This window comes from Streptomyces sp. NPDC002092, assembly GCF_053593775.1.
Window position 1 is genome coordinate 61,149 of sequence record NZ_JBSFDG010000019.1, and the last position, 19,361, is coordinate 80,509.

Here is a 19,361-nt window from a genome sequence, read left to right on the forward strand (position 1 = left end):
CCTTCGCCCCTCGCTCAGGCGTCTCGGCGGGCCGGGGCCGGAGTGGGGTAGGCCGGGTCCAGTTCCTCGATGGCGCGCAGGGCGCCGCCGAGCTGCTTGACCAGGAGTTCGCGCATCTGTTCGCGGGACAGCTGGGGGCGGTCGATCCAGTCGAGGGTGGCGCCCTCCACGCCGCACACCCAGGCGAACAGGCCCATGCGGGCCAGCGGGGCGATGTCCGTGCGGCCGTACGCCCCCTCGGCGACGGTCGCCACTATCGCTTCACGCACTCCGTCCCGGATGGCGTGCACCTCGGCGTCGAAGCCGACGCCGCCGCTGACGATCGCGCGGAAGGCGGCCTGGTTGTGCTCGGCGTAGCGCAGATAGCCCTCCATCGTGCGATGGACGCGGTCCAGCTGCTCCAGTTCGGCCTCGCTCGCCGCGAAGGTGACCAGGTCGGCGACCGAATCGTTGATGATCGCCAGGTAGTAGCCGCGCTTGGACTGGAAGTAGTAGTAGATCAGCCCCTTGGCGACATGCGCCTGCCGTGCGATGTCGTCCATCGAGAGCGCGTCGTACGACCTGTCGGCGAACAACTTCCGCCCGATGGCGATGAGTTCGGCTCGGCGCGCCAGCGAGCGCTCGGTGCCGCGCGCCCGGGGTCGGGTGGCGTCTCTCTGTTCGCTGATCTTCAATTTCGACCCTGGTCTCGGGCAGGCTGCGGGACATCCGCAGTATGTCAGAACAACCACGTCCACTCGTTCGAGTCCACTCGACGTGCGGCCGCAGGGGGGCTGCCCGGAGACGGAGACCTCGTACACGGGCGAAGGGCCCGGTTTCCCCCGGCCCTTCGCCCGTCGCTCAGCGCACGCCGACTGTCGCGAGCGCCTTGCGCTGGCGGGGTGTGGGCCGGGCCGGGAAGTACAGGTAGCAGACGCCGCCGGTGCCGGAGACGACCTTGCCGGAGGCGTTGTACCGCTTGGTCCTGAGCCAGATGTTCTCCCACTCGCGCCGCTTGTAGACACGGCGCACGGCGTCGTCGCTCGGTGAGAACGGGTCATTGGCGATCACATCGCCGTCCCCGGTGAAGCCGATGACGGTCATCAGGTGCCCCGCGGTGCCGTAACCCGCCCCCGTCAGCTCCTCCTTGAGGAACGACTGGGACGTTATGGCCGGGATGCCGGCCGCGATCAGCGTCTCCAGGTCGGTGAGCGAGCCGAGCCGGGTGACCACGCCCTGCAGGTCCTGGTACGTGGCCGCGTAGGCGGCGTTGAAGGGCCAGTTGCCGCAGCCCTGGTACTGGTAGTCGTAGGTGAAGCGGGCCGCGTGGTCGACCTGTGGGTCGGCGTAGCTCGGGTCCACCCAGGCCAGTTGCTCGCGGGTGAGCCGGCCTCCCCAGTACTCGATGATCATCTGTGAGGATGTGGGGCTGCACCAGGCCTCGCCGCCGTTGTCGTACTCGGGGTACTGGCCCTTGTGGATCTCCTGCGAGTAGCGCGGGACGATCAGTTCCTTGGCCAGGCCGGGCGTGGAGGCCGGGACGGTGAAGCGGTCGGGGATGTCCGAGCCCATCGCGCCGAGCCGCCACACCGTGGGGGTGAGCTTGGTGCCGGGCTTGCGGTAGAGGGTGAGGCGGAGGCGGTACGAGACCAGGCGCAGGCCGGTCGTGGCGTCGTCGATGGCGAAGGTGTCCGTCCAGATGGCGCTCTTGCCGTCCTTCTGGTCGTCCACCGAGGTCCGCTTGATGTCCTGGTCACCGGCCGCCCAGCGGCCCATCACGTACCAGGGGGTCTGCGTGCCGTCGGAGTACGTGCCGTGCAGCTCGACCTGGAGCCAGGTGCCGGCCGGGGTGTGCGCGTTCCAGGAGGCGATCACCTCGGTGGCGGGGACGCGGAGCCGGTGCACGGGGGACGTCCAGGTCGCATACTCCCAGGCGGCGGTCGTGCCGGTGTGCGGGTCCGTGTAGTCGGTGGTGCCGGCCGGGGCGGCGATCACCGCGCCGGGGCGGGCGCCCGCCACCGCACGGGTGCCCTGCGTGGTGCCGGCGCGCCAGTCCCGGTACGAGGTCCAGGAGTGGTAGTCGACCGTGGGGGTTCCCTCGGAGCGGGGAAGGGTCGGGGCCACGGCGGACTCCTCGGCGTGGGCCACGTCGGCGGTGACGGCGGGGCCCACCACCGCGGCGGCCACCGCGGCGGCGAGGACGGTTCTGCGGGACGGCTGTTCGGCTCTGCTCATGGGTGGAACGCCCCCAGGTGTCCGAGTCGGGCAGGTCCAAATGCGCGGTTGCGCTGCATGGTTGTGCGCCAACTATGGCCGCGGGCGGCACCTCCTGCCAGCACTTCGGCCCATGCCACGCCCACCAATATTGGCCTGGACCACTGGCATGACCTGCTGGGCCGCCCCGCCCGGCGCACGCGGGCGGGCGGCCGCGCGCAGCGCTCAGATCAGGTCCATCGCCGCGACCTCGTCGGGGCGGCCGTAGCTGACCGGACCCTGGAAGCGGCGGCGGGCGGTGGCGAACCACCAGACGGTGGCGACGACCAGGACGACGACGAGGGCGATCGGCGCGTAGTTGAAGGAGTCGACGGTGATCGGCGAGGCCTGCGGAAGCATGAACAGGACGCTGCTGAGCAGGATCCAGGCCACCGCGATCACGCCGACGGGCTTGCTCCAGCGGCCCAGGTGCCACGGCCCCCGCTGGAACTCGTCGCCGAGGCTCAGCCGGAGCAGGATCGGCACGGCGTAGGCGAGGAACAGCCCGACGACGTTGACGCTGACGATGGCGGTGAACGCCGTGTGCGACCACCAGCCGGGCAGGACGAGGGCCAGCGAGCAGGCGACCGCGAGCCAGACGGCCTTCACGGGGGTACGGGTGCGGGGCGACACCGAGTGCCACAGCCGGGAGCCGGGCATGGCGCCGTCGCGGGAGAAGGCGAAGATCTGCCGGGTGTTGCTGGTGAGATTGGCGAGGCCGCAGAAGAGCATCGCGCCGATCACGATCAGCAGGAGCACCTTGGCGGTGGTCATGCCCAGACCGTCGATGAGAATCTGGACGGGCGGAGCGGATGCGCTCGCCACATGGTCGTAGTCCCGAATGCTGTAGACCAGTGCAAGCATCAGGATCAGACCGGTGATCGCCGAGTAGCCGATCGCCCGTGTGATCCCCTTCGGGGCGTTGACCGTGGCCCGCACCGTTTCCTCGGACATGTGGAAGCTGCCGTCGAAGCCGGTGAAGGTCCAGCTGGTGACGAGCAGGCCGAGCATCCCGCCGTAAAGTCCGTTCGTGAAACCGGTGTTGTTCGCGAAATGCGTGACGAAGGAAGCGGACTGGTGCTGGTCGGGTCCGACGGCCAGCGCGCCCACGATCACCACGAGACCGATCAGCAGCCACCACACGGAGATCCGGTTGAGGAGCGCGACCAACTGGACGGTGTAGGTGTTGGCCAGCCCCTGCAGCACGATGAGCACTGCCGTGATCAGCACCGTCTGGTGGGTGGTCGGCACGTAGGAGGGCCACTGCAGGGCGATGAAGGCCTGGATGAAGGTGGCGGCCGCGTAGCCGGTGGCGGCGGTGCCGCCGATCTGGCCCACGAAGTTCAGCCAGCCGGTGTACCAGGACCAGGCTCCCTTGTGCCGTCTGGCGAGTTTACCGGCGGAGAAATACAGGGCGCCGCTCGTCGGATAGGCGGAGGCGACTTCCGCCATGGCGAGGCCGACGAAGAGCACCATGGCGGAGACGCCGATCCAGCCGAAGACGAGAATGCGAGGGCCTCCGGCGTTCAGCCCGAATCCGAAACTGGAGAAGATTCCCGAAATGATGTTGATGATGGTGAATGAGATGGCGAAATTGTCGAACGCCTGAAAGCGACGGGTGAGTTTTCTCGGGTAGCCCATCTCATGGAGTACGGCGTCGTCGTCCGATATCCGTTCGGGCACAGTTCGGCCTTTCTCTCTGCGGGGGGTCTACGGGGGGACGGGGAGGCCGCAGGCGCGGCGGGCGCGGGACAGCTGGTCGGCCGGCTCGCCGAAGGCGGACCAGGGCATACGGGAGGCGTACGGCCCCATCGCCGTGAAGACCGCGCGGGCCTCGAACTCGCGCTTGCCCATGACCAGGGCGTGTGCCAGGTAGGCCAGGTCGAGCACCGGTGTGAAGCGGTAACCGGGAATCGTGGGCAGCCAGTTCTGGTAGATCGCGAGGGCGGTGGAGCGCCACTGCGGCTGCTCCCAGACCCGGTCGGCGAGCAGTTGGGTCGGGTTGTAGCTCTCGACGAGGGCGACGAGCGGCAGCAGGCGCAACGGGGAGTCGGCGGGGGCACGCTGGCCGAGGAAGGCGGCGACGTCCCAGGCGGCGTTCACGGAGCCGCCGTGGCGGGTGAAGAAGCAGGCCAGGAAGCGGTGGTGGGCCTCGCGGTGCCAGGGGTCGAGGGACAGGACGTGCGCGAACAGTCGCCACGGTCCGGGCGGCGCGGTGAGCAGCCCGCGCGGGGCGGGGTCGGTCAGCCGGTGCAGCCGGGCCATGGCCAGCCGGGCCGCCCAGGGCGTGGGATCGGCCGGGTTCATCGCCGCCGCCCGGTCGCAGGCGGTCAGGGCGATCCGCTCCAGCGCCTCGGCCCGATCGTCCCTCGCGTCGGCGGCGCGCACCGCGCGCAGCACCGCCACCCGCGCCCACAGCAGTGCCGCCTCGTGGGTCGGTTCCTCGGCCAGCCAGCGTTCGGCGAGGTCGGAGTCGGCGGCCTCGGAGGCAAGGACCAGGGAGCGGTGGGCGCGCAGACCGAAGTCGCCATGTGTTTCGGCGAGGGCTTCATGGGTGCTCCGGTATCGGCCGGCGCGTACGTCGACGCATACGCTCGCGAGCAAGCGGTCGTCGGCCGCCGGATGCCACACATACTGCCCCTCGAATAATCCAGCGGCCATCTGCTCCTGTCTCCCCGTACGACGCCTCGCAGTTGTGCACCCAGCACCTTACTCAGCGAAGAGCGCAACCGGAACGCGCTTTTCGAGATGGTGGTCCTAGGTTCCGGGACGGGATTAACACTGGCTCGCAGCCAGCCAACGACTGGTTCAATGCGGCACTATTTTCCGGCCCACCCATTCGCCCCGGTTTCACCCACCACTAGAATGTTCCTGTCGAATATGCCCAACTCTCCAGCCGGCCAAGGAACAGCCATTCACGACCTCGCCTCCCGGCTCCGCCGTCTGCCACCGTCCTGCGGCCCGGTCCGCCTGATCGGCGTCGACGGACACGCCGGCTCCGGAAAGTCCACGTTCGCCGGGCGGTTGGCCCGGGTCCTGGACGGGGCGCCCGTGCTGCACCTCGACGACATCGCCAGCCACGACGAACTGTTCGAGTGGACCGGGCGGCTGCTGGCCCAGGTGATCCAACCGCTGAGCCGCGGTGAGAGCGCCCACTACGCCCCCTACGACTGGCACACCCGCCGTTTCGGACCGCCCCGCACACTGCGGCCGGCCCCGGTGGTCCTCGTCGAGGGCGTCGGAGCCGGCCGCCGCGCGCTGCGCCCGCACCTCGCGGCACTGCTGTGGATGGAGTTGCCGCACGAGGAGTCCTGGACGCGCGGACGGCAGCGGGACGGGGAGGAGCAGCGGGAGTTCTGGGCCGGCTGGGTCACGGCGGAGCGGAAACACTTCGCCGACGATCCCTCGCGGGCGTTCGCCGACCTTCTGATACGGCAGTCGGAGAAGGGGTACGAGGTGCTCCCGGGACCGGTGAAGCCTATTGGACCGGACCAGACGCTCACACACGGTGACGGACCATCGGCAGTGTGCTGAACTTGTGAAGACGCCCGCCGGAGAACTTCGCGCGGTGCCTCAACTCCGCTTGACCGGGGGCCCGTACAGGACTTACGTTCTCAATGTGCGGCTATTCGAAGCCGCCCAGAGTCGCGAAGCCCCCGGTTGTTCCCCCGTGATCGGGGGCTTCGTTCTGCCCGCACCCCGTTTTGCGGACGCTCCACGACACATTTCGCTCACACACCGTCACCGTCCGAAGTGCGCCCCGTCTGCTCCCACCTCGCCAAACGGCCCGTGCGGCACCCTTCGGCGGGCGACACCCCCGCAGGTACGATGCCCTCGGTGCGACCTGATGGACGGCTGCGCGCACCGCAACTCCGGTCCGCGGTACGGCGGTTCGATCAAGGCGGCCGGCGGACATCGGTCCGGCGGTCAACCGACGGGGGCACGGTTTGTGGGGGACGTGATGGATTTCGGCACGCAGGGCCCCGAGGCCCCGGCCGACCTCGCCTGGCTGCGAGGTGTGGACGCCTACACGATGGGCGCCTATCCGCAGGCGGAGGAGGAGTTCCGGGCCGCGGTGCGGATGGATCCCGGGATGGCCGACGGCTGGCTCGGACTGCACGCGCTGCGCGTCGACACGACGACCGCGCTGTTACGGATGTTCCGGCACCGCGACCGCTTCGGTGAACAGCGCGCCCGGCACCGCCGCTCCCTCAACTCCTGGTACTGGCTGGGCTGGTGGGTGCAGCCCGTGCTGGAGAGCCCACGCGACCTGCTGCTCGCGCACGCCTCGCACTGGCTGGACGGCCGCCATGTCCCGGAACTGGACCGGGCGCTCGCGGGCCTGCCGCCCGTCGACACCGACCCGCAGGTCCGCTTTCTGCACGCCTGCCGCGCCTATCTCGTCAAGGACTGGGACCAGCTCGTCCGCCACACCGACCCGCTGATCGACGACGCCCTGCTCGGCATCGAGGCAGGCCTGTTCGGCGGCATGGCCCGGGTCCGCCTGGAGATGTACGGACAGGCCGAGCCACTGCTCTCCTCCGCCCTGATGCGCTGCCGCAGCGAGCAGCCGCAGCGCAAGGAGCTGCGCTACTGGCTGGCGCGTGCCCACGAGGGCACGGGCCGCTCGGCTGCCGCCCTCCCCCTCTACCGTGCCGTGCACCGCGTCGACCCCGCCTTCATGGACACCTCGGCCCGGCTCGCGGCGATCGCCGAGGGCGACGGGTACGACGAGGCCACCGACCTCGCCGCGATCACGCTCTCCGGCGGCCAGGACGCCCTGGAGGGCCCCGACACCCTGGACCCGCTCTTCGGCGCCGAGGGCCGGGACCTGAGGCTCTCCGAGTCCGACCTCCCGCCGGTGGGCCCACTGCCGTCCTCGATCGACCCGACGGTGCGCGAGAAGACCGTCGGCCCGCCGGGCTCCCCGCTGCCCGCGGGGCCCACCGACCCCGCCCTGCTCGAGGAGGCGCTCGCCGAGCTGGAGCGCATGGTCGGCCTGGAGCCGGTCAAGCGACAGGTCAAGGCGCTGTCCGCCCAGTTGAACATGGCGCGCCTGCGCGCCGGTCAGGGCCTGCCGGTCCAGCCGCCGAAACGGCACTTCGTCTTCTCCGGCCCCTCCGGCACCGGCAAGACCACGGTCGCCCGCATCCTCGGCCGCGTCTTCTACGCCCTCGGGCTGCTCGGCGGCGACCACCTCGTGGAGGCGCAGCGGGCCGACCTGGTCGGCGAGTACCTGGGCCAGACGGCCGTGAAGGCCAACGAACTGATCGACTCCGCGATCGGCGGTGTGCTGTTCGTCGACGAGGCGTACTCGCTCTCCAACTCCGGCTACGGCAAGGGCGACGCGTACGGTGACGAGGCGCTGCAGGTGCTGCTGAAGCGGGCCGAGGACAACCGCGACCACCTGGTGGTCATCCTGGCCGGCTACCCGGAGGGCATGGACCGCCTGCTGGCCGCCAACCCCGGGCTGTCGTCCCGCTTCACCACCCGCGTCGACTTTCCCTCGTACCGGCCGCTCGAACTCACCTCGATCGGTGAGGTGCTGGCTGCCGAGAACGGCGACGTGTGGGACGAGGAGGCGTTGGACGAGTTGCGGTCGATCGCCGGTCATGTGGTGGATCAGGGGTGGATCGACGAGCTCGGGAACGGGCGGTTTCTGCGGACGCTGTACGAGAAGAGCTGTGCGTATCGGGATCTGCGGTTGTCGACGTATCCCGGGGTTCTGTCGCGGGACGACTTGTCGACATTGCGATTGCCGGACCTGATGCAGGCGTACGGGGAGGTGCTGTCCGGGCGGGGGCCGCAGGATCCATCGGGGCTGTGAGCTGCGCCCACGAGCTCGGTCGAATGTGTTGTCTTGCGGGTGCGAGTGGATTGTGGCTGGTCGCGCCCACGCGGCGGAGCCGCAAATCAGACGCAGCCCCGCGCCCCTTCGGGGCACGGGGAACCCGGCGCTAACCTGCCAAGGCCTGTTCCGGCTCGCCGCTCGCCCGCGGCTCCGTCACCCGTACATCCGGGACCTCCCGGTGGGCCGGGTCCGTTACCTCGCCGACCAGGAGTTCCAGTACGTCCTCCAGGGCCACCAGGCCAAGGACCTTGCCGGAGGCGTCGGCCACCTGGGCCAGGTGGGTGGCGGCGCGGCGCATCACCGTCAGGGCGTCGTCCAGGGGGAGTTCGGAGCGCAGTGTCGTCATCGGCCGCCACAGCTGCTGCGGCACCGCCCGCTCCGAGTCCTCCAGGTCCAGTACGTCCTTGACATGCAGATAGCCCATGAAGGCGCCGTTCTCCGCCGCTATGGGGAAGCGGGAGTACCCGGTGCGCGCGGTGAGTTCGACGATGCGGCCCGGAGTGACCGACGGGGGCACCGTCACCAGGGACTCCCGCCGCAGGAGCACGTCCGTCACCGGGCGGGAGCCCAGTTCCAGGGCGTCCTCGAGGCGTTCCTGCTCCTCGGGGTCGAGCAGGCCCGCCTGGCCGGAGTCCTCCACCAGGCGGTTGAGCTGCTCGCTGGTGAAGACGGCCTCGACCTCGTCCTTCGGCTCGACCCGGAAGAGCCGCAGGATCGCCTGGGCGACGGCGCCGAGGGCGACGGTGATCGGCTTGCAGACGCGGGCGAAGGCGACCAGACCCGGGGCGAGCCATATCGCGGCCTTCTCCGGGGCCGCCATCGCGAGGTTCTTCGGGACCATCTCGCCGATGACGAGGTGGAAGAAGACCACGGCGGCGAGCGCGATGACATAACCCAGCGGGTGGATCATCCCGTCCGGGAGGTGGATCCACTCGAAGACCGGCTCCAGCAGGTGCGCGACGGTCGGTTCGGCCACCGCGCCCAGGGTCAGCGAGCAGACGGTGATGCCGAACTGGGCCGCAGCCATCATCTGCGGCAGCCGCTCCAGGCCGTAGAGGACCTGGCGGGCGCGGGCCGTGCCGAGCGGTTCGATCTGGCTGCGGCGTACGGACACGAGGGCGAACTCGGCGCCGACGAAGAAGCCGTTGGCCAGCACGAGCAGGCCGGCGAACAGGAGTTGGAGCACGCTCATCGGGCGACCTCCACGACCAGGCCGGTCCGCACCAGCCGGACCCGCTCGGCGCGGTAGTGGCCGACGCGGCGCACGGTCAGCCGCCAGCCGGGCAGTTCGGCCCTGTCGCCGACGGCCGGGATCCGGCCGAGCCGGTCGGCGACCAGGCCGGCGACGGTCTCGTACGGCCCCTCGGGCACGTCGAGTCCTATGCGCTGCAGGATGTCGACGCGGCAGCTGCCGTCGGCGTCCCAGGCGGGCCTGCCGTCCTCCGGCGGGGCGGCGGCGAGCTCGGGCACGTCCTGCCCGTCGTGCTCATCGCGGACCTCACCGACGATCTCCTCGACGATGTCCTCCAGCGTCACGACGCCCGCCGTGCCGCCGTACTCGTCGACGACCACGGCGATGGGCTGCTCGCTGCGCAGCTGGGCGAGGAGCGGCTGCACGGGCAGGGTCTCGGGGACGAGCAGCGCGGGACGGGCGATACGGCCGACGGGGGTGCGCAGGCGCTCGTGCACCGGGACCGCCAGGGCGTCCTTCAGATGGACCATGCCGACGATCTCGTCGATCCGCTCCTTGTAGACGGGGAAGCGGGACAGGCCGGTGGCGCGGGTCAGGTTCACCACGTCCTCGGCGGTCGCCGTCGACTGCAGGGCGCTCACCTTCACCCGCGGGGTCATGACATGCTGCGCGGTCAGCTCGGCGAGCGACAGGGTCCGTACGAACAGGTCGGCCGTGTCCTGTTCCAGGGCGCCGGCCTGCGCGGAGTGCCGGGCCAGGGACACCAGTTCGCCCGGGGTGCGGGCGGAGGCCAGTTCCGCGGCGGGCTCGACGCCCAGGGCGCGGACGAGACGGTTGGCCACCGCGTTGAGCGCGGCGATGACCGGGCGGAACAGCCGGGCGAACCTGTGCTGCGGGCCGGCGACGAAGCGCGCGACCTGCATCGGCTTGGACACCGCCCAGTTCTTGGGCACCAGCTCGCCGATCACCATCTGCACGGCGGAGGCCAGCAGCATGCCGACGACCACCGCGACACCGGAGACGGCGCCTTCGGGGATGCCGATCGCGGTGAACGGGCCGCGCAGCAGCTGGGCGAGAGCGGGCTCGGCGAGCATGCCGACGACGAGGGAGGTGATGGTGATGCCGAGTTGGGTGCCGGAGAGCTGGAAGGACAGCTCCCTGAGCGACTCGGCGACCCTTCGGGCCCGTTTGTCGCCTTCGGCGGCGGCCTTCTCGGCCTCCGTCGACTCGACCGTGACCAGGCCGAACTCGGCGGCCACGAAGAAGCCGTTGGCCAGGATCAGCAGGAGGGCCGCTCCCAGGAGCAGCAGGGGGGTGGTCATGATGCCGCAGCCTCGGTATGTCGTGAGGTGGCGGCGCAGGTACTACAGGACGATCCGTCCATCGCTGGAGGGAGTCACTCCTCGGGTAGCAGGGGCCTCTGAAGCCCGGCGGGAACTTCAGCGGCGGAGGCGCAACGAAAACGCCTCCGCCAACAGATTAATCAAGACAGGGGCCGTTACGGCAGATCCCTGGTCGAGCGGGCCTCGGCGAGTGCCCGCAGGGTGCGCGCATCGGCGATGGCACGCTCCTTGGCGATGCCCGGCTGGATGCCGAGCGCGGGCAGACTGGTGCCGTCGCTGAGGTTGAGGAAGACCCAGGGATCGCCCGGGCGCAGGTTCACATGGAGGATCTCGGCCCACTCCAGGTGCCGCCTGCTGGCGATGTTGACGACGGTGACGCCCGTCTCGTCGGCGACGACCTTCACCCGGGCGAGCAGCGCAAGGACACCGAAGAGGACCGCTCCGGTGAAGACGAAGCTGAGCTTCTCGCCGGGGCTGAGCTGCTCCAGGAGCAGCGCCACGGCCGTGATCACCGCGAAGATCACGGCACCGGAGGTGAGCAGGACGGCGCGGGTGCGGCCCGGCCGGAAAGTGACGGGGAGAGCGGGCAGGTCGGACATCTCTGTGTGCCTCTTCTTGTGCGCTCAGAGACGGCAGGCGTGGATGGCCGTGGTCAGGATGGCCCGGGCACCGATCGCGTACAGGTCGTCCATGATCCGCTGGGCGTCCTTGGAGGGCACCATGGCGCGGACGGCGACCCAGCCCTCGTTGTGCAGCGGCGAGACGGTCGGCCCTTCCAGGCCGGGGGTGATGGCGACCGCTTCTTCCAGGTGCTCGGCGCGGCAGTCGTAGTCCATCATCACGTACGTCCGGGCCACCAGGACGCCCTGCAGCCGGCGCAGGAACTGCTGGACCTTGGGCTCCTCGCCGTTCTCGCCGGTGCGGCGGATGACGACGGCCTCGGACTTCATGATCGGCTCGCCGATGACCTCCAGGCCCGCGTTGCGCAGGCTGGTGCCGGTCTCGACCACGTCCGCGATGACCTCGGCGACACCCAGCTCGATGGCGGTCTCGACGGCGCCGTCGAGGTGCACGACGGAGGCGTCGACGCCGTGGTCGGCGAGGTGCTTGGCGACGATGCCCTCATAGGAGGTGGCGACCGTCATCCCGTTCAGGTCCTCGACGCCGTTCGCCGTGCCCGGCTTGGTGGCGTAGCGGAAGGTGGAGCGGGCGAAGCCGAGCGGGAGGATCTCCTCGGCGTTGGCACCGGAGTCGATCAGCAGGTCGCGGCCGGTGATGCCGATGTCGAGGCGGCCGGAGGAGACGTAGATCGCGATGTCGCGCGGGCGGAGGTAGAAGAACTCGACCTCGTTCGCCGGGTCGACGATCCGCAGCTCCTTGGACTCGCGGCGCTGCTGGTAGCCGGCCTCATGCAGCATCTCCGCCGCAGGGCCTGACAGGGAACCCTTGTTGGGGACGGCGATGCGCAGCATGAGGTCGGCTTCCTTTGTTCGTGCGTACGGGGATGTGTGCGGGGTCTCTTGCGGCTGTGACGGCTCAGAGGTGGGCGTAGACCTCGTCCAGGGAGATGCCGCGGGCGACCATCATCACCTGGACGTGGTACAGCAGCTGCGAGATCTCCTCGGCGGCCGCTTCCTTGCCCTCGTACTCGGCGGCCATCCAGACCTCTGCGGCCTCTTCGACGACCTTCTTGCCGATGGCATGGACGCCCTTGCCGACCAGTTCCGCGGTGCGGGAAGTGGCGGGGTCGCCGTGTGCGGCCTTGTGCTGGAGCTCGGTGAAGAGCTCCTCGAACGTCTTATTGGACATGGTGACGCTCAGCCTATGCCAAACCCCGCAGACGTCAGTGCCACGGTTCAGATACTGAGCGGAGGGTCGCCGCGGTCGCCACCGCGGCCGTCACCGCCTCGTGCCCCTTGTCCTCGCCCGAGCCCTCGATACCGGCCCGGTCCAGGGCCTGCTCCTCGGTGTCGCAGGTCAGCACGCCGAAGCCGACGGGGACGCCGGTCTCCACGGAGACCTGGGTGAGGCCCTGGGTCACGCCCTGGCAGACGTACTCGAAGTGCGGGGTGCCGCCGCGGATGACGACACCGAGGGCGACGATCGCGTCGTAGCCGCGGCCCGCGAGGACCTTGGCGACGACCGGGAGCTCCCAGCTGCCGGGGACCCTGAGCAGGGTCGGCTCGTCGATGCCCAGGTCGTGCAGGGCGCGCAGGGCGCCGTCCACCAGGCCGTCCATCACCTTTTCGTGCCACTGCGCCGCGATGACGGCGACCCGCAGGTCACCCACATTGCGTACGGACAGCTCCGGTGCGCCCTTGCCGCTCACGCTCTCGTGTCTCCTCGGTGTGCTCTGGAATTACTGGTTGCTGCAGGTGGACACGGGGGCCGTGTCCAGCCAGGGCAGGTCGTGTCCCATCCGGTCCCGCTTGGTGCGCAGGTAGCGGAGGTTGTGCTCGCCCGCCTGTACGGGCATCGGCTCGCGGCCGGTGACCTTGAGGCCGTGGCGGACGAGCGCGTCGGTCTTGTCGGGGTTGTTGGTCATCAGGCGGACGCTGCGGACACCGAGATCCTCGAGGATCTGGGCGCCGGCGCCGTAGTCCCGGGCATCGGCGGGCAGGCCGAGCTCGAGGTTGGCGTCGAGGGTGTCGCGGCCGCGCTCCTGGAGCTCGTACGCCCGCAGCTTGGACAGCAGGCCGATGCCGCGTCCCTCGTGGCCGCGCAGATAGACCACCACTCCCCTGCCCTCTTCCTGGATGCGTTCCAGGGAGGCGTCCAGCTGGGGGCCGCAGTCGCAGCGCAGGGAGGAGAAGATGTCGCCGGTCAGGCACTCGGAGTGGACGCGGACCAGGACGTCCTCGCCGTCGCCGATCTCGCCGTGGACGAGGGCGACGTGCTCGACGCCGTCGACCGTGGAACGGTAGCCGTAGGCCGTGAACTCGCCATGGGCGGTGGGCAGTTGGGTCTCGGCCTCGCGGCGGACGGTGGGCTCGGAGCTGCGGCGGTAGGCGATCAGGTCCTCGATGGAGATGATCGTCAGGCCGTGCTTGCGGGCGAAGGGGATCAGCTCGGGCAGGCGCAGCATGCGGCCGTCCTCGCCGGCGATCTCGACGATCGCGCCGGCCGGGCGCAGCCCCGCGAGGCGGGCGAGGTCGACGGCGGCCTCGGTGTGGCCGTTGCGCACGAGGACACCGCCGGACCTGGCGCGCAGCGGGAAGATGTGGCCGGGGCGGACGAAGTCGTCGGCGTGGGTCTCTCCGCTCGCCAGCAGCTGGAGGGTGGTGGCGCGGTCGGAGGCGGAGATTCCGGTGGTCACGCCGTGTGCGGCGGAGGCGTCCACGGAGACCGTGAACGCGGTCTTCATCGACTCGGTGTTGTCCTCGACCATCTGCGGGAGCCTCAGCCGCTCCAGTTCGTCGGCCTCCATGGGCGCGCAGATCAGGCCGCGGCACTCGCTCATCATGAAGGCGACGATCTCGGGGGTGGCCTTCTCGGCGGCGATGACGAGGTCGCCCTCGTTCTCGCGGTCCTCGTCGTCGACGACCACGACCGGACGGCCGGCCGCGATGTCGGCGATGGCCTGCTCGATGGGGTCGAGCGACCAGTCCTCGATGCCGTCGGTGCTGTACAGGATCGGTGCCGTGGTCATGCCGGCGCTCCTTCCAGGACGGGCTGCGACGCCTGACGGGAGCGCAGCCACCAGTCGCGCATGCCCCACAGGACGAGTGCGCCGTAGATGACGTAGACGAAGCCGGAGAAGGCGTAGCCGTTGGCGAAGTTGAGGGGGACGCCGACGACGTCGACGAGGAGCCAGGCGATCCAGAACTCGGTCATGCCGCGGGCCTGGGCGTACATGGCGACGATGGTGCCGACGAAGATGTAGGCGTCCGGCCAGGGGTCCCAGGACAGGGACGGGTAGGCCTTGAAGAGCAGGGCGACGGCGACCGTGCCGACGGCCGCGGCGGCGACCATCGCGCCGCGCTCGCGCCAGGTGGCGAACCGCGGGGCTATGTGACCGTCCTCCGCCTGCCCCTTGTTGCGGTTCCACTGCCACCAGCCGTAGAGCGCCACGACCATGACGACGACCTGCTTGCCGGCGCTGCCGGCGAGGTGGCCGTAGAAGGCGATGAACAGGACGAGGCCGGAGAGGAACTGGACCGGCCAGGTCAGCAGGGAGCGGCGCCAGCCGAGGGCCAGGGTGATCAGGCCGAGTATGTTGCCGATCATGTCCGACCAGATGATGCGCTGGCCTAGAAGGGTGAAGGCCTGCGAGTTCAGCCAGTTCACCGGTCCGCCCCCTGACCGGTTCCGAGCAGGCGCTCGACGTACTTGGCGACGACGTCCACCTCGAGGTTGACCGGGTCGCCGGGCTGCTTGATGCCGAGCGTGGTCAGGGCGAGGGTGGTGGGGATGAGGCTGACCGTGAAGTAGTCCGGGCCGGCGTCGACCACGGTGAGGCTGATGCCGTCGACCGTGATGGAGCCCTTCTCCACGACGTAGCGGGTCAGGTCCGCGGGCAGGGAGATCTTGATGATCTCCCAGTGCTCGGAGGGCTTGCGCTCCAACACCTGGCCCGTGCCGTCGACATGGCCCTGGACGATGTGGCCGCCGAGGCGGGCGCCCACGGCCATGGGGCGTTCCAGGTTGACGCGGGAGCCGACACCGAGGGCGCCGAGGCTGGAGCGGTCGAGGGTCTCCGCCATGACGTCCGCGGTGAACTCGTCGCCCTCGTGTTCGACGACGGTGAGACAGACCCCGTTCACGGCGATGGAGTCGCCGTGCTTCGCGCCATCGGTGACGACGGGGCCGCGCAGCCGGAAGCGGGAGGCGTCGCCGAGGTTCTCGACGGCCGTGATCTCGCCCAGCTCTTCGACGATTCCGGTGAACACTTCCCGGGTCCTCCCTCTTCGGGCACGGACTCCGGGGCCTGTCGATGACGACAGAATGAACGAGCGAGGACACCGGGAGCGACGCCGGACGGGACCCGCCCCGAGGACGAGCCCAGATACGGCGGCGCGCATACATGGATGCCCGCCCGCCGCGCACTGCCTCCCATCCGGACTTTAACCGTCGGTCCAGGAATTTCACCTGGTCAACCGGCCGCTGGAAGCGGTCGGGTCGCGGACTGTAACCGCCGGTTCGGACTTTCACCGACCCCGGAGTGCGCTGCTTCTGGTACAGGCTCAGTGTGCCACGCCTGATCGAGGTCCATACGGGCGAACGGTGTGGGTTGGCTCACAGGCACTGCCGATGGACTTCTCAACCCGGCCCGACTGGTGGACTCTTTGGTCTAGTCCTTTCCGGATCTTCGCGGACCGGCCCGGCGGTGGTGACGACGGCCCTTGCCCACCGCCGGGCCTCTCAACTCCCCCGTGCACGGGCTCTGGCAGGGTGGTGCGCATGAGCAGCGCGATCGCCGAGGAGTTCGAGACGCACCGCCCGCGGCTGTTCGGCCTCGCCTACCGCATGCTGGGCTCGGCCGACGAGGCGGAGGACGCGGTGCAGGACGCCTATCTGCGTTTCAGCGGGGCCGACCGGACGGGCATCGAGTACCCGGCGGCCTGGCTGGCCAAGGTCGTCACCAACCTCTGTCTGACCCGTCTGACCTCGGCCCGCGCCCGGCGCGAGCACTACGTCGGAACCTGGCTGCCGGAGCCCGTGATCACCTCGGACGGCACGCTCGGGCCCCTGGAGTCGGCCGAGCAGCGCGATGCCGTGTCGATGGCGATGCTGATCCTGCTGGAGCGGCTCAGTCCGACCGAGCGCGCGGTGTACGTCCTGCGGGAGGCGTTCGGGTACGGCCACCGAGAGATCGCCGGCGTACTGGACCTGAGCGAGGCGAACTGCCGGCAGCTCTACCGCAGGGCGGTGCAGCGGGTGGGCGAGGACCGGTCACGTTTCGAGGCGGTGCCCGAGCGGCAGGAGGAGCTCGTCGTGTCGTTCCTGACGGCGGCCCGGGACGGTGATCTGGCCGGGCTGGAGAAGCTGCTGACCGCGGATGTGGTCTGGTCGAGCGACGGCGGCGGCAAGGTCAGTGCGGCCCGGCGGCCGGTCGAGGGGCTGGACAAGGTGGCACGGCTCTCGGTGGGCGGCGCCGAGCGGTTCGCGGCCGGCCTGCACTTCACGGCGGCCGAGGTCAACGGCGAGACGGGGCTGGCCGCGTGGGCCGGCGACGCGCTGGTCGGCATGGTGGCGTTCGAGGTGCGGGAGGGTCTGATCGCCCATATCCGGGTCGTGGTGAACCCGGACAAGCTGGGCTTCGTCCGGCGGCAGCTCATACGGGCGGCCTAGCGGCATGTCACATTCCACGCGGCTGCTCAGTCCTGGCTGACGTCAGGGCGCTCCACCCGGGAGCGCCCGGCGTCCGAAGGGGCTGAACAGCATGACCACGATCCTGGTGACCGGCGGCACCGGAACCCTCGGCCGGCTCGTCGCCGAGCGGCTGCGCACGGACGGGCACGAGGTACGGGTGCTCAGCCGTCACAGCCGGCCGTACGCCGTCGATCTGCGCGAGGGCGGTGCCGGGCTGGAGGCGGCGGTCGCGGGCGTGGACACGATCGTGCACTGTGCGACGACGCAGACCGGCGGTGACGACAAGGCGGCCGGGAACCTCGTCGCGGCGGCACGGCGGGCCGGGGTGGGGCACCTGGTGTACATCTCGATCGTCGGTGTCGACCGGGTGCCGTATCCGTACTACCGGACCAAGTTCGCCGTCGAGAAGGTGATCGAGGAGTCGGGTCTCGGCTGGACCGTGCTGCGCACGACCCAGTTCCACGACCTGCTCGCGATGGTGTTCAAGGCGCTGGCCAAACTGCCGGTCATGCTGCTGCCGGCAGGGGTGAGCGACCAGCCGGTCGAGGTGGCGGAGGTCGCGGCGCGGCTGGCCGAACTGGCCGCCGGTGCTCCCGCGGGACGGGTCGAGGACATGGGCGGGCCGGAGATCCGGACGTTCGAGTCGCTGGCGCGCGCCTATCTGAAGGCGACCGGGCGTCGGCGGGCGGTGCTGAACGTGCCGCTGTGGGGCAAGGCGTACCGGGCGTTCCGCAGCGGTGGGCACCTCGCGCCCGAACACGCCGTCGGCAAGGGCACGTTCGAGGATCACCTCGCCAGGCAGCGCGGATGAGCCCCTGCGGAGCCCGTCGCGGCGAAGCCACTGGCTACCGCCCGGGCGGCGCGAACAGCTCCTCCTGGGCGCGGTCCTGGGCGGTGAGCAGGGCTCCGCGGAGTACGGCACTGCCGCCGAGTGCGCTTGCCCGGACCTCGGTGGGGAGCGGGGACATACGGCGGACCCGTGCGGCCACGCGGGCGGCGAGTTCGTCGCCGCCCGCCCGGCCGACCTCGCCGCCCAGGACGAGGCAACCGGGATCGAGGATCGCCACCACGGACGCGACGCCGACGGCAAGGCGATCGGCGAGGGCGTCGAGGAAACGGTCGGCGGACCGGGCATCGACGGCGGATACGCCGTCCCGCGTCGGCGCCGCGCCCCCAGGGTCACCGGTCTCCCCGGCACGCCCGACGCCTCCGGCTGATGCGGGCCCGACCCTCCCTGCTTCATCACCGTGTGCCGGCATCGCAGCGGCCCCCTCCGGTGCAGCCCCACCCACCCGCACATCCCCCGCCGCTGCCGACCTGCCCCTCTCCGCCTCATCAGCACGCGCCCCCGCCCCAGCGCTCCCGCGTGATCGCCCGGACAGCGCTGCCGCCCCGCCATCCCCCGAAACCAGCACAACCGCCCCCCGCACCACCCCCGCAGCAACCGGCTCATGCCCCCTCGCCTGCGTCGTCAGCCCGTGTTGCCGTGCCAGGTCCGCGATCGCTGCCGAACCCGCCAGGGAGTGGAAGCCCCCCTCGCAGTCCGTCGCCGACGGCAGCGCGGTGGTTCCCGGTACGGGCAGGAAGCCGATCTCCCCCGTGCCGCCGGAGGCCCCGCGGCGCAGGGTGCCGTCCAGGACCACGGCCGCGCCGGTTCCGTGGCCGAGCCACAGCAGGACGAAGGTGTCGCGGTCCTGCGCCGCGCCGTCGCGCTGTTCGGCGAGTGCCGCGAGGTTGGTCTCGTTCTCGACGCTGACGCGGGCCTCGGGGAGGCGCTCCTGAAGCGTGGCGACCAGGCGGCGATGCCACTCGGGCAGGCCCGATGAGTTGCGGAGCTCGCCGGTGGACGGGTCGATCAGTCCGGGGGCGCCGATCCCGACGGTGTGGAGGCGGTCGGCGCCGGCCTCCTTCGCCACGCGTTCGACCAGCGCGACCGCCTGCTCCACCGCCGGACCCGTCCCCGTGTCGCCGTCGATCGGCAGGGACGCCTCCGCGAGCACGCGGCCGACGAGATCGGAGACGACCACGGACACGCCCTCGGTACGGACGTCCAGGGCGGCGAGATGCGCGCGGTCCGCGACGATGCCGTACAGCTTCGCGTTCGGTCCGCGCCGCTGCTCCCCTGCCTCCCCCACCACGGTGATCAGGCCCGATGCGGTGAGGCGCTCCACCAGGTCGGCGACCGTCGGCCGGGACAGGCCGGTCAGCTGCTTCAACTGGCCTGCCGTCAACGGGCCTTCCTGCTGCAGCAGACGCAGGGCGAGCCGGTCGTTGATGGCCCGGGCGGTGCTGGGGGATGCGGGCATGCCGGGATCCTTCCAGATCGGCGGGACCGGACCGAGGCGAGCGTGCGCCCGGGCGGCCGTAAATCCCCTATCTATCAGGCAGGGTTCCTGATAGTTTACGCGACGCCGATGGGCACCGTGTGGGA

The 19,361-nt window shown here is 70.5% G+C and carries 18 protein-coding genes and 1 riboswitch; of the genes, 4 read left to right on the top strand and 14 right to left on the bottom strand.

What is annotated here, in order from left to right:
• Positions 1 to 14: 14 nt before the first annotated feature.
• From ACWCRD_RS35700 to ACWCRD_RS35715, 4 genes are all read right to left on the bottom strand, one after another.
• Positions 15 to 674, bottom strand: a complete 660-nt coding sequence (locus ACWCRD_RS35700) for a TetR/AcrR family transcriptional regulator (RefSeq protein WP_450969874.1) — start codon at positions 672 to 674, stop codon at positions 15 to 17.
• Positions 675 to 840: 166 nt separating this feature from the next.
• Entirely contained in the window at positions 841 to 2,214 is a 1,374-nt protein-coding gene (locus ACWCRD_RS35705) for a peptidase C39 family protein (protein ID WP_450969875.1), read from the bottom strand.
• 204 nt (positions 2,215 to 2,418) lie between these two features.
• Positions 2,419 to 3,873, bottom strand: coding sequence for an amino acid permease (locus tag ACWCRD_RS35710; protein ID WP_450969961.1), 1,455 nt, complete (start codon positions 3,871 to 3,873; stop codon positions 2,419 to 2,421).
• A gap of 69 nt (positions 3,874 to 3,942) precedes the next feature.
• Positions 3,943 to 4,893: a hypothetical protein gene (locus tag ACWCRD_RS35715; protein WP_450969876.1), complete on the bottom strand. Its 951-nt coding sequence runs from the start codon at positions 4,891 to 4,893 to the stop codon at positions 3,943 to 3,945.
• Between the two features lie 219 nt (positions 4,894 to 5,112).
• On the opposite strand from ACWCRD_RS35715, the gene ACWCRD_RS35720 reads away from it, so the two are divergent.
• Together ACWCRD_RS35720 and ACWCRD_RS35725 are read left to right on the top strand one after the other, a co-directional pair.
• A complete protein-coding gene (locus tag ACWCRD_RS35720; protein ID WP_450969877.1) occupies positions 5,113 to 5,766 on the top strand; it encodes a uridine kinase family protein in 654 nt (217 codons plus the stop codon).
• A gap of 427 nt (positions 5,767 to 6,193) precedes the next feature.
• A complete protein-coding gene (locus ACWCRD_RS35725) occupies positions 6,194 to 8,059 on the top strand; it encodes an AAA family ATPase (protein ID WP_450969878.1) in 1,866 nt (621 codons plus the stop codon).
• Positions 8,060 to 8,189: 130 nt separating this feature from the next.
• Here the strand turns inward: ACWCRD_RS35725 and ACWCRD_RS35730 are convergent, their stop codons facing one another.
• The 9 genes from ACWCRD_RS35730 to ACWCRD_RS35770 form a co-directional block, all read right to left on the bottom strand.
• Positions 8,190 to 9,275 (bottom strand): hemolysin family protein, encoded by a 1,086-nt coding sequence (locus ACWCRD_RS35730; RefSeq protein WP_450969879.1) that lies wholly within the window; start codon positions 9,273 to 9,275, stop codon positions 8,190 to 8,192.
• Complete coding sequence (locus tag ACWCRD_RS35735) at positions 9,272 to 10,597, bottom strand: hemolysin family protein (RefSeq protein ID WP_450969880.1); 1,326 nt, start codon at positions 10,595 to 10,597, stop codon at positions 9,272 to 9,274. Before ACWCRD_RS35735 ends, ACWCRD_RS35730 begins: the two co-directional genes overlap by 4 nt.
• A 176-nt stretch (positions 10,598 to 10,773) precedes the next feature.
• Entirely contained in the window at positions 10,774 to 11,217 is a 444-nt protein-coding gene (locus ACWCRD_RS35740; protein ID WP_450969881.1) for a PH domain-containing protein, read from the bottom strand.
• A 24-nt stretch (positions 11,218 to 11,241) separates the two neighbouring features.
• Positions 11,242 to 12,090, bottom strand: a complete 849-nt coding sequence (gene hisG / locus ACWCRD_RS35745; protein ID WP_450969882.1) for an ATP phosphoribosyltransferase — start codon at positions 12,088 to 12,090, stop codon at positions 11,242 to 11,244.
• Positions 12,091 to 12,154: 64 nt separating this feature from the next.
• The gene (locus tag ACWCRD_RS35750) at positions 12,155 to 12,427 is read right to left on the bottom strand and encodes a phosphoribosyl-ATP diphosphatase (RefSeq protein ID WP_344405831.1); all 273 of its coding nucleotides are present in this window, start codon (positions 12,425 to 12,427) and stop codon (positions 12,155 to 12,157) included.
• A 34-nt stretch (positions 12,428 to 12,461) separates the two neighbouring features.
• The gene (gene ribH, locus ACWCRD_RS35755) at positions 12,462 to 12,947 is read right to left on the bottom strand and encodes a 6,7-dimethyl-8-ribityllumazine synthase (RefSeq protein WP_450969883.1); all 486 of its coding nucleotides are present in this window, start codon (positions 12,945 to 12,947) and stop codon (positions 12,462 to 12,464) included.
• Between the two features lie 30 nt (positions 12,948 to 12,977).
• On the bottom strand, positions 12,978 to 14,267 hold the full coding sequence (locus ACWCRD_RS35760) for a bifunctional 3,4-dihydroxy-2-butanone-4-phosphate synthase/GTP cyclohydrolase II (RefSeq protein ID WP_450969884.1): 1,290 nt from the start codon (positions 14,265 to 14,267) through the stop codon (positions 12,978 to 12,980).
• The gene (gene pnuC, locus ACWCRD_RS35765) at positions 14,264 to 14,905 is read right to left on the bottom strand and encodes a nicotinamide riboside transporter PnuC (RefSeq protein ID WP_450969885.1); all 642 of its coding nucleotides are present in this window, start codon (positions 14,903 to 14,905) and stop codon (positions 14,264 to 14,266) included. The genes ACWCRD_RS35760 and pnuC overlap by 4 nt, the downstream gene beginning before the upstream one ends.
• On the bottom strand, positions 14,902 to 15,507 hold the full coding sequence (locus ACWCRD_RS35770) for a riboflavin synthase (RefSeq protein ID WP_450969886.1): 606 nt from the start codon (positions 15,505 to 15,507) through the stop codon (positions 14,902 to 14,904). The genes pnuC and ACWCRD_RS35770 overlap by 4 nt, the downstream gene beginning before the upstream one ends.
• Positions 15,508 to 15,656: 149 nt before the next feature.
• Positions 15,657 to 15,787, bottom strand: a riboswitch (FMN riboswitch).
• A gap of 231 nt (positions 15,788 to 16,018) precedes the next feature.
• Between ACWCRD_RS35770 and ACWCRD_RS35775 the strand changes: the two genes are divergently transcribed.
• Both ACWCRD_RS35775 and ACWCRD_RS35780 read left to right on the top strand, forming a co-directional pair.
• Positions 16,019 to 16,909 (top strand): RNA polymerase sigma-70 factor, encoded by an 891-nt coding sequence (locus ACWCRD_RS35775; protein ID WP_450969887.1) that lies wholly within the window; start codon positions 16,019 to 16,021, stop codon positions 16,907 to 16,909.
• A gap of 91 nt (positions 16,910 to 17,000) precedes the next feature.
• Positions 17,001 to 17,741 carry an SDR family oxidoreductase gene (locus ACWCRD_RS35780; protein WP_450969888.1) on the top strand — a complete coding sequence of 247 codons (741 nt, stop codon included), beginning with the start codon at positions 17,001 to 17,003 and terminating at the stop codon, positions 17,739 to 17,741.
• A gap of 34 nt (positions 17,742 to 17,775) precedes the next feature.
• Here the strand turns inward: ACWCRD_RS35780 and ACWCRD_RS35785 are convergent, their stop codons facing one another.
• Complete coding sequence (locus tag ACWCRD_RS35785) at positions 17,776 to 19,236, bottom strand: ROK family transcriptional regulator (protein ID WP_450969889.1); 1,461 nt, start codon at positions 19,234 to 19,236, stop codon at positions 17,776 to 17,778.
• Positions 19,237 to 19,361: the final 125 nt, after the last annotated feature.

What these genes read in the sequence shown, in the direction of transcription:
- ACWCRD_RS35740 (WP_450969881.1), bottom strand. Translation starts at nt 11,217, where the DNA reads ATGTCCGACCTGCCCGCTCTCCCCGTCACTTTCCGGCCGGGCCGCACC.
- ACWCRD_RS35730 (WP_450969879.1), bottom strand. Translation starts at nt 9,275, where the DNA reads ATGAGCGTGCTCCAACTCCTGTTCGCCGGCCTGCTCGTGCTGGCCAAC.
- hisG (WP_450969882.1), bottom strand. Translation starts at nt 12,090, where the DNA reads ATGCTGCGCATCGCCGTCCCCAACAAGGGTTCCCTGTCAGGCCCTGCG.
- ACWCRD_RS35715 (WP_450969876.1), bottom strand. Translation starts at nt 4,893, where the DNA reads ATGGCCGCTGGATTATTCGAGGGGCAGTATGTGTGGCATCCGGCGGCC.
- ACWCRD_RS35775 (WP_450969887.1), top strand. Translation starts at nt 16,019, where the DNA reads ATGAGCAGCGCGATCGCCGAGGAGTTCGAGACGCACCGCCCGCGGCTG.
- ACWCRD_RS35785 (WP_450969889.1), bottom strand. Translation starts at nt 19,236, where the DNA reads ATGCCCGCATCCCCCAGCACCGCCCGGGCCATCAACGACCGGCTCGCC.
- ACWCRD_RS35725 (WP_450969878.1), top strand. Translation starts at nt 6,194, where the DNA reads ATGGATTTCGGCACGCAGGGCCCCGAGGCCCCGGCCGACCTCGCCTGG.
- ACWCRD_RS35760 (WP_450969884.1), bottom strand. Translation starts at nt 14,267, where the DNA reads ATGACCACGGCACCGATCCTGTACAGCACCGACGGCATCGAGGACTGG.
- ACWCRD_RS35750 (WP_344405831.1), bottom strand. Translation starts at nt 12,427, where the DNA reads ATGTCCAATAAGACGTTCGAGGAGCTCTTCACCGAGCTCCAGCACAAG.
- ACWCRD_RS35720 (WP_450969877.1), top strand. Translation starts at nt 5,113, where the DNA reads ATGCCCAACTCTCCAGCCGGCCAAGGAACAGCCATTCACGACCTCGCC.
- ACWCRD_RS35735 (WP_450969880.1), bottom strand. Translation starts at nt 10,597, where the DNA reads ATGACCACCCCCCTGCTGCTCCTGGGAGCGGCCCTCCTGCTGATCCTG.
- ACWCRD_RS35705 (WP_450969875.1), bottom strand. Translation starts at nt 2,214, where the DNA reads ATGAGCAGAGCCGAACAGCCGTCCCGCAGAACCGTCCTCGCCGCCGCG.
- ACWCRD_RS35780 (WP_450969888.1), top strand. Translation starts at nt 17,001, where the DNA reads ATGACCACGATCCTGGTGACCGGCGGCACCGGAACCCTCGGCCGGCTC.
- ACWCRD_RS35710 (WP_450969961.1), bottom strand. Translation starts at nt 3,873, where the DNA reads ATGGGCTACCCGAGAAAACTCACCCGTCGCTTTCAGGCGTTCGACAAT.